This is a genomic window from Bacillus sp. JJ1532 (genome assembly GCF_036965085.1).
Taxonomy (GTDB): domain Bacteria; phylum Bacillota; class Bacilli; order Bacillales; family Cytobacillaceae; genus Cytobacillus.
Window position 1 is genome coordinate 75,483 of the sequence record NZ_JBALOW010000044.1, and the last position, 4,628, is coordinate 80,110.

The following is a 4,628-nucleotide window of genomic DNA, read 5'->3' on the forward strand; positions in this document are numbered from 1 at the left end:
GACCCACATCCTGTGGGCCGCAACTAACATTTAGTGGGGGATGTAGGAACCCCCTACTAAATGAAGTTTCACTAAATATTTTCGTCATTTTACTTATAAAGGTGAATCAATTAATTATGCATAATATTGGAAAAGACAAAGATAAAAGGATATTCCGTTCTATAGATAAACGTTTTAAAGAATTTCAGAAAAAAATCGGAATTGACTTTGAAAATGAAAAGCTATTAAAACAGGCATTTACACATTCATCGTATGTAAATGAGCACCGCAGAAAGCCAAATGAAGATAATGAGCGGCTTGAGTTTTTAGGTGATGCGGTTCTTGAGTTGACTGTCTCTCAATTTCTGTTTCTAAAATATCCATTGATGAGTGAAGGCGAATTAACTAAATTAAGGGCAGCTATTGTTTGCGAGCCTTCCCTAGTAGCGTTTGCGCATGAACTTTCATTTGGGGAGCTTGTCCTATTGGGCAAGGGGGAGGAAATGACCGGGGGAAGGGAAAGACCCGCGTTGCTAGCTGATGTATTCGAGTCATTTATTGGTGCTTTATATTTAGATAAAGGATTAGATACTGTAGTCGCTTTCCTCGAAAAAATCGTATTTCCCAAAATCAATTCAGGTAAATTTGCCCATGTAATGGATTATAAAAGTCAGCTGCAAGAATTGATTCAGCGTGATGGGGCAGGTCTGATTGAGTATAAAATATTGCAGGAAAAAGGTCCCGCTCATAATCGGGAATTTGTATCGAGGGTATCGATGAGCGGAAAGGAGTTAGGGACAGGCACAGGCCGCTCCAAGAAGGAAGCCGAACAACATGCAGCGCAGATGGCTCTTGAAGTCCTAAAAAATAATCTGAACTAGTTAAGACAGCATAGATAAGAAACATTTAAGATTAGGGGGAGCAGCAGTTGTTTTTAAAACGGTTAGATGTTGTTGGATTTAAATCGTTTGCTGAGAGAATCATGGTTGATTTTGTTCCAGGTGTTACTGCTGTTGTAGGACCGAATGGCAGCGGAAAAAGTAACATTACGGATGCAATCCGTTGGGTGTTAGGTGAACAATCAGCTAAATCTTTAAGAGGCGCGAAAATGGAGGATATTATCTTTTCCGGCAGTGATTCCAGAAAGGCGCTTAACTTTGCAGAGGTTACGCTAACATTAGATAATGAAGATCAATCGTTGCCAATTGAATATAATGAGGTAAGCGTCACCCGCCGGGTATACAGGTCCGGTGAAAGTGAATTCTTAATTAATAAGCAATCATGCAGACTTAAGGATATAGTCGATTTGTTTATGGATTCCGGTTTAGGGAGAGAGGCTTTCTCTATTATTAGCCAAGGAAGAGTTGAAGAAATTCTAAATAGTAAGGCGGAAGACCGGAGAACGATTTTTGAAGAGGCAGCAGGTGTCCTTAAATACAAGAGCAGGAAAAAGAAAGCAGAAGGAAAGCTAACTGAGACTCAAGACAATTTAAATCGGGTTAATGATATTGTTTATGAGCTTGAAAGTCAGGTTGAGCCTTTAAAAATTCAAGCCTCTATTGCTAAAGATTATTTAGATCAAAAGGATGGGCTAGAAAAAATAGAAGTGGCGTTAACTGTATACGAAATTGAGGATTTACATGCAAAATGGGAGAAATTATCTAAAGACCTTGGTTTCCATAAAGAAAATGAAATGAAGCATTCCGCCAATCTCCATAGTAAAGAAGCGAAAATCGAACAATTAAGAGATCAGGCTTTCGCACTTGACGAGTCAATCAGTGATTTGCAAAATGTATTGCTTCATGCAAGTGAAGAGCTTGAAAAGCTGGAAGGCAGAAAAGAAGTGCTAAAGGAAAGAAAGAAAAACGCTTCCCAGAACAAGGAGCAACTTCAAAAAGGTCTGGAAGAATATGCTGCAAAAGAACTAGAGCTAAAAGGTCAAAAGGAAAAGCATTATACGAGTAAACAGCAATTAGAAAAAGAAGCTAGCAATTTGCAAAATGAACTAAAACAAAAACAAGAGCAATTAAAACTATTTAATGAAAATACAGAAGAAAAGATTGAATCATTAAAAAGTGATTATATCGAAGTACTAAATAAACAAGCTGCTGCCAAAAATGAGCTCCAGAATATTCAACAGCAGCTAGATCAGCTAGACATGAGAAACAGTAAGCTTGAGCATGAAAATGATAATTTCATCCAAAATCGAAATAGTCTTCTAGAGAAGAAAGAGCAGATTGAAGCTCAGCTTCTGTCTGCACAAAAAGAATTAGATGATCAAGTAAAGCTATTTAGAGATGAGCAAAGAAAGCTCGAAATATGCAAGGATAATTATCAGAAGCAGGAAAAGACCCTTTATCAAGCCTATCAATATCTTCAAAAGGCTAAATCGAGACAAGAGATGCTTGAGGAAATGGAAGATGATTATTCAGGCTTTTTTCAGGGCGTTAAGGAAGTATTAAAGGGCCGTGGCGGAAAGCTGTCAGGAATAGAAGGCGCTGTTGCGGAACTCATTCAAGTTCCTAAGGAATTTGAAACTGCGATTGAAACAGCCTTAGGTGGGGCTATGCAGCATATTATTGTAGAAACAGAACAGGACGGCCGAAGAGCGATTCAATATTTAAAGCAAAACTCCTTTGGACGTGCAACCTTCTTACCTTTAAATGTCATGAAAGGGAAGAGCTTAAGCTTTAGTCAGCTGCAATTAATACAGCAGCATCCTTCCTTTGTTGGAGAAGCTGCAAAATTAATTCAATTCAATCCTAAATATAAAGAATCAATGGAGAATTTACTTGGTAATGTTGTCATTGCAAAGGAGTTAAAGGGTGCGAATGAAATGGCTAAACTCCTGCAATACAGAGTAAGGCTTGTGACTCTTGATGGCGACATTGTGAATCCAGGGGGCTCTATGACTGGCGGTGCCCTAAAACAAAAAACGTCATCCATCTTAAGCAGAAAAGGCGAGCTTGAAGAATTGAAAGCAAGAATTATTGATATGGAGTCTAAGACAGCAGGACTCGAATCACAGGTAAAGCTACTTAAAGCGGATATTCAAAAGCTTGAAGCGCGGATTGATGGTCATAGAAAATTAGGGGAAGAGCTAAGGTTAAAGGAACAGTCAATAAAAGGCGACCTCCGAGAATTAGAATTTGAGGAGAAAAGCTTAAATGAAAGATTGTCGCTTTATGATTTGGATAAAGCCCAATTTACTGAAGATAAAACGAGATTATTAAAAAGAAAAGCTGATTTACATTCATTGCTTGAAGCTTATCAGTCCCAAATCACTTCTTATGACGAAAAGATTCTTATGCTGACTGATCAGAAAAACTTGCAAAAAACTTCAAAAGAGACGCTTATATCTGAAATAAACGAACTTAAAGTTAGCTATGCCTCGAAAAGTGAACAATATAATCATGCTAATGATAAATATGAAGCAATATTGGAAGAGCTTTCAGAAATAAACGGGAAGCTAATTATATTTAAAGAGGACCTTGAGCTTCTTTCCTCAGAAATGGTAAATAGTTTCTCTGGAGAGCAACAGTTAGAAGAAGCTGCAAAAAGAAAGCTTCAAGACAAGACAGAGACTCTTAACTTAATTGCCTCAAGAAGAGAAGAACGTATGGGGCTTCAAACAGCTCTGGAAGATCTAGAGCTTGAAACAAAAGAGCTGAAGAGGCTGCATAAAGGAATGGTTGAGGCACTTAAGGACGAGGAAGTAAGGCTAAATCGGTTGGATGTAGAGCTTGAAACCCGGTTAACTCATTTAAGAGAAGAGTATTTGTTATCTTTTGAAGCAGCTAAAGAGGAATATCCTTTAATGATTGATGTCAATGAAGCTAGGAAAAAAGTAAAGCTAATTAAATTGGCGATTGAAGAGCTTGGAACAGTAAATCTAGGTGCGATTGAGGAATATGAACGGGTTTCAGAACGATATGAATTCCTTCTCGAGCAAAAAAATGATTTGCAATCGGCTAAAGATACGTTATTCCAGGTTATCGATGAAATGGATATTGAAATGAAAAAACGGTTCCAGCAAACCTTTGAAGGCATTCGTTTTCATTTTGAATCAGTTTTTCAATCATTATTCGGCGGAGGCAGAGCTGATTTGAAGCTGACAGACCCAGATGATTTATTAAACACAGGTGTTGAAATTGTTGCACAGCCACCTGGGAAAAAACTGCAAAACCTTGGATTATTATCAGGCGGGGAAAGAGCGCTAACAGCAATTGCACTGCTTTTTTCGATATTGAAGGTACGTCCCGTTCCATTCTGTATTCTTGATGAGGTTGAGGCAGCCCTTGACGAAGCAAACGTATTCCGCTTTAGTCAATATTTAAAAAGATTTAGCGCTGAAACGCAATTTATTGTTATTACCCATCGTAAAGGAACGATGGAGGAGGCTGATGTATTGTATGGGGTGACTATGCAAGAGTCAGGTGTCTCGAAACTAGTGTCTGTTCGCCTTGAAGAGACGAAGGAATTAGTCACGCAATAAAGTGAAACTTCAATCAGTGGGGTTTTTTATGCACAGAATGTGCTAATGCAGAAGTTGCGTCAGTACGCCTTAGTTCTTAGTCTGCCTTCATCCCCCAATGATTGTTAGTTGCGGCCCACAGGATGTGGGTCACATAGACGTTGCCACAGGACGT

General features: G+C 38.6%; 2 protein-coding genes. Both read left to right on the forward strand.

All coding sequences use genetic code 11. The features are described 5' to 3' along the window. Positions 1-116 precede the first annotated feature (116 nt). Positions 117-860, forward strand: a complete 744-nt coding sequence (rnc, locus tag V7122_RS15160) for a ribonuclease III (RefSeq protein ID WP_335527447.1) — start codon at positions 117-119, stop codon at positions 858-860. Positions 861-907: 47 nt separating this feature from the next. Beyond that, a complete protein-coding gene (smc, locus tag V7122_RS15165; RefSeq protein WP_335527424.1) occupies positions 908-4,474 on the forward strand; it encodes a chromosome segregation protein SMC in 3,567 nt (1,188 codons plus the stop codon). Positions 4,475-4,628: the final 154 nt, after the last annotated feature.

Coding starts and splice junctions, on each gene's coding strand:
- rnc (WP_335527447.1), top strand. CDS start 117: ATGCATAATATTGGAAAAGACAAAGATAAAAGGATATTCCGTTCTATA.